The following is a 3,930-nucleotide window of genomic DNA, read 5'->3' as shown; positions in this document are numbered from 1 at the left end:
ATGACCAGTCGCCTGCGCATCGGTAGCTTGTGGGGGATCCCCTTTTTCATCGACTACACCTGGTTTCCGGCGGCTCTGTTGCTGGTGCTCTCCTACGGCGTGGTGACGGCGCTGGGGCTGTTTCTCTCCTTGCTGGCCCATGAGCTGGCCCACAGCCTGGTGGCCCGCGCCTACGGAGTAAGGGTTAACTCCATTACCCTGTTTATTTTTGGGGGCATGGCAGCGATTGAGCGGGAAGTCCCCCGTCCCCTCGGCGCTTTTTGCGTGGCGGTGGCAGGTCCCCTCCTCAGCCTGGGCCTGTTCCTCATCTTCAGCCTGGCCCGGGCTTGGGCTGTGCCGGAGTCGATGCTGGCCTCAACCCTCACCAACTTGGCTGCCATCAACTTGACGATTGCTCTGTTTAATCTGCTGCCGGGACTGCCTCTGGATGGAGGGCAAATGCTCAAGGCGGCCATCTGGGGTTGGACAGGGGATCGCCAACAGGGCATGATCTGGGCGGCTCGGGCCGGACAATTTGTCGGCTTTGGCCTGTTGGGGCTAGGGTTGTTGGCGGTCTTTGCTGGCAGCCTGAATGGCCTCTGGCTGGGACTGATCGGACTGTTTATTTTGAACACCGCCCGCCGCTACAGCCAGTATGCCCAGCTCCAGCAGGTGTTGGCCCGCCTGAAGGCTGCCGATGTGATGACCCGCCAGTTTCGGGTGTTGGATGCCAACATGAGCCTGCGGGAGTTTGTGGATCGCTACCTGGTGCCCTCTTCCCTCAAGCCGGAAGCCCCAGCTCAGCCAGCAGAGATTTATTTCGCCGAGGAAGACGGCCGCTACCGCGGGTTGGTCAGGCCAGAACTGCTCAACGACATCGAGCGCAGCCAGTGGGATCGCCTCACCCTCAAGGCCATTCTCAAGCCGATGGAGCAACTGCAGGGGGTACGAGAGGAGACCCCCATCCCCCAGGTGATTCAGATGATGCGCCAGGCAGAACCGCGCCGCATTTTGGTCTTCACGCCCAGCGGTGCCATTGCCGGCTTGATCGATCGGGGCGATGTGGTGGCCATGGCTGCCCGGCAGTTGGGGGTTCTGCTGCCCCAAGAGGTGGTGCAACGGGTGCGAGACAGCCAAGAGTGGCCCCCTGGATTTCAGGTGGAGGACAATCTGGCCGGCGAGGGATCCCCCAGTCTCTCTTGGCAGGGATCCCCAGATCTGCACAACGAGCCTTAAATGCCAAGAAAAGTAGTCTCAAATGCTATTTCGCGGCGACCTTTTCCCTCTATAATTAAGAGTGTTCTCTATTAGTTAAGAATTTTGAATCGCGCTCCTCGTCTTTTGCCCGCCTACACCCACCGACTGAGCAATGGGCTAGGCGTCATCCTTCATCCCATCCCGATTGCCGATTCTGTTACTGTTGATGTCTGGGTACGGGCAGGTGCACGCCATGAGCTGCCGGAGTGCCTGGGCATCTCCCATTTTCTGGAACACATGGTGTTTAAGGGCAGCGAGCGTTTGGCCCCCGGTGAGTTGGACTGGGCCGTTGAAGGACGGGGGGGAGTTACCAATGCGGCCACCAGCCAAGACTACACCCACTACTACATTACGGTGGCCGCTGCCGACCTGGCCGATACCTTGCCTTACCTGGCAGAGGTGGTTTTGCGGGCCGGGATCCCGGAGCAGGAGTTTGAGCGGGAGCGGCAGGTGGTCCTGGAGGAAATTCGCCGCGCCGCCGACAACCCCGACTACACCGCCTATCAGCTTCTGATGGAGACCGCCTACGGGGAGCACCCTTATGGACGACCGGTGTTGGGCACGCCAGAAAGCCTGATGCAACTGACCCCTGAGCTGCTGCGCGCCTACCACCGCGGCTGGTATCGGCCTGAATCCATGACGGTGGTGGTGACGGGTGGCCTCGAACCTGAAAAGGCGCTGGCTTTGGTGGAGGAGCAGTTTGGTGGCTCTGCCGCCGGGCCGGCAGCGGTCAGCCCCCCCATGCCGCCGCAGCCTCGTCCCCAAGGGATCCTGCGCCGGGAGAGCACCCATGTCCGCTTGGAGCAAGCCCGCCTGAAATTGGCCTGGCCCACCGTCGGCATTGACGATTGGCAAGAGGCCTGTGGCTTGGAGATGTTGGCTTCTGTGCTGGGAGATGGCCGTACTTCGCGGCTGGTTCATCTGCTGCGGGAACAGCGGGGCTGGGTGAGGGCCATTGGCTGTTCTTCGCTGGTGCTGAAGGAGGGAGGGCTTTTTTGTATCAGTGCCCAACTGGAGCCGGAGGATGTGGCGCGGGTGGAGGCGACCATCCTGCACGAGATTGAAAAGTTACAGCAGGATGGCATCGGCCAAGCGGAGTTGGATCGCACCCGACGTATGCTCACCCATGAGTTCTTGTTCTCCGCCGAGTCTCCCAGTCAACTGGCGAGTATCTATGGCTACTACGAGACGCTGAGTGGGGTGCAACGCATTCAAGAGTACCTGGAGTTGTTGCAATCTTTTACCCCGGCTCAGCTCCGGGAACTGGCCCAGCAATACTTGTCTCCGGAAGCTCATGTGGTCACCCTTCTCAAGCCAACTGCTCTGGATCCGGCGGCAGTCTCGGAGCTGCAACTGGCTTGTCGTTGAGCGCTACCTCGACGCCCCAGACCCTTGATTTTCGGATTTTGGACGGGGATCCCTTGCCTGCATGAACGCTACCCTGTTTGCCACCCAACGTGGCCGTCTACAGCGCGTCCTTTTGGCCAATGGCCTCACGCTGTTGCTGGGCCAGAACCCAACGGTGGAGATCTTGGCGGCCCACTGCTTTTTCCGCGGCGGCAGCCGGTCAGAGCGACCGCAGCAGGCGGGGGTGAGCCACTTGACGGCGGCTGTCCTCACCAAAGGGACACATCGGCACAACTCTCAGGCCATTGCCGCTTGGGTGGAATCGCTGGGAGCCTCGCTGGGGGTGGACAGCTCTGCCGACTGTTTCGAGGTCAGCCTGCGCTGTGTGGCTGCGGATTTTCCTGAGCTGCTGGGGTTGCTGGCGGAGCTCCTGCGGGATCCCAGCTTTCCCGAGGCGGAGGTGGCGCGGGAGCGGGATTTGATGCTGCAGGCCATTCGCGCCCAACAGGAACGGCCCTTCAGCTTGGCTTTTGATCGGGTGCGGCAAGCCCTCTACGGGGATCACCCCTACGCCCTACCGGGGCTGGGACGGCTGGAGACGGTGGGATCCCTGACCCGCGAGGATTTGGTAGCCTATCATGCGGCCCACTGTCGTCCCGATGGAATGGTGATGGTGGTGATCGGCCCAGAGCCGCCGGAGCAGATGGCTGCCCAAGTGGAAGCTGCTTTGGGAGACTGGGTTGTTCCCGGCCCCTCTCCAAAAGACCTGGATCTTCCCCTACCCCCTCTGAGGGAGCCGCAACTGCTGAAGCTGCCCCAGCCCACCCAGCAGACGACCCTCTTGATCGGCTTTCGCGGATCCCCTGCGGCTTCTGCGGATTATCCAGCCCTGAAATTGCTGGCCACCTACCTGGGCAGCGGTCTGTCCAGCCGCCTGTTTGTGGAGCTGCGGGAGCGCTGCGGCCTGGCCTATGAGGTCTCGGCTTTTTTTGCCACCCGTCGGGATCCCGCTCCTTTTGGGGTTTATATGGGCACTGCGGCGGAGAACACCCAGGTAGCCCTGGAGCGCCTGCAGGCAGAAATCCACCGTCTGCAGGCCAATCCGCTCCCCCCAGAAGAGATAGAAATGGCCCAGCGCAAGCTATTGGGCCAATACGCCCTCAGCAAACAAACCAATGCCCAAGTGGCGCAACTGGCCGGCTGGTACGAGATTTTGGGCTTGGGCATGGAGTTCGACCAGCAGTACTTGCAAGAGGTCAGGCAGCTCACCCCAGAGCAGCTCCATCAAGCTGCGAAAACCTATCTGACCAACCCGGCCATTGCCCTGGTGGGGCCGGAAGCTGCCTT

Annotated in this window: 3 protein-coding genes; all 3 read left to right on the top strand. The window is 61.3% G+C overall.

Features of this window, described 5'->3' with window-relative positions:
* Positions 1–1,215, top strand: a 1,215-nt coding sequence (locus tag NW844_RS11445; protein WP_414335773.1) for a site-2 protease family protein, incomplete at its 5' end; no start/stop codon positions are given.
* 84 nt (positions 1,216–1,299) lie between these two features.
* Positions 1,300–2,604 carry a M16 family metallopeptidase gene (locus NW844_RS11440; protein ID WP_414335772.1) on the top strand — a complete coding sequence of 435 codons (1,305 nt, stop codon included), beginning with the start codon at positions 1,300–1,302 and terminating at the stop codon, positions 2,602–2,604.
* 61 nt (positions 2,605–2,665) lie between these two features.
* The coding region (locus NW844_RS11435) for a M16 family metallopeptidase (RefSeq protein WP_414335770.1) at positions 2,666–3,930 on the top strand (1,265 nt) is incomplete at its 3' end.

This window comes from Synechococcus sp. H55.2, assembly GCF_047462495.1.
In the GTDB taxonomy this organism is placed as follows: Bacteria; Cyanobacteriota; Cyanobacteriia; order Thermostichales; family Thermostichaceae; genus Thermostichus.
Note: the sequence above shows the minus strand (reverse complement) of the source record. Positions and strands in the feature narration are given on the sequence as shown.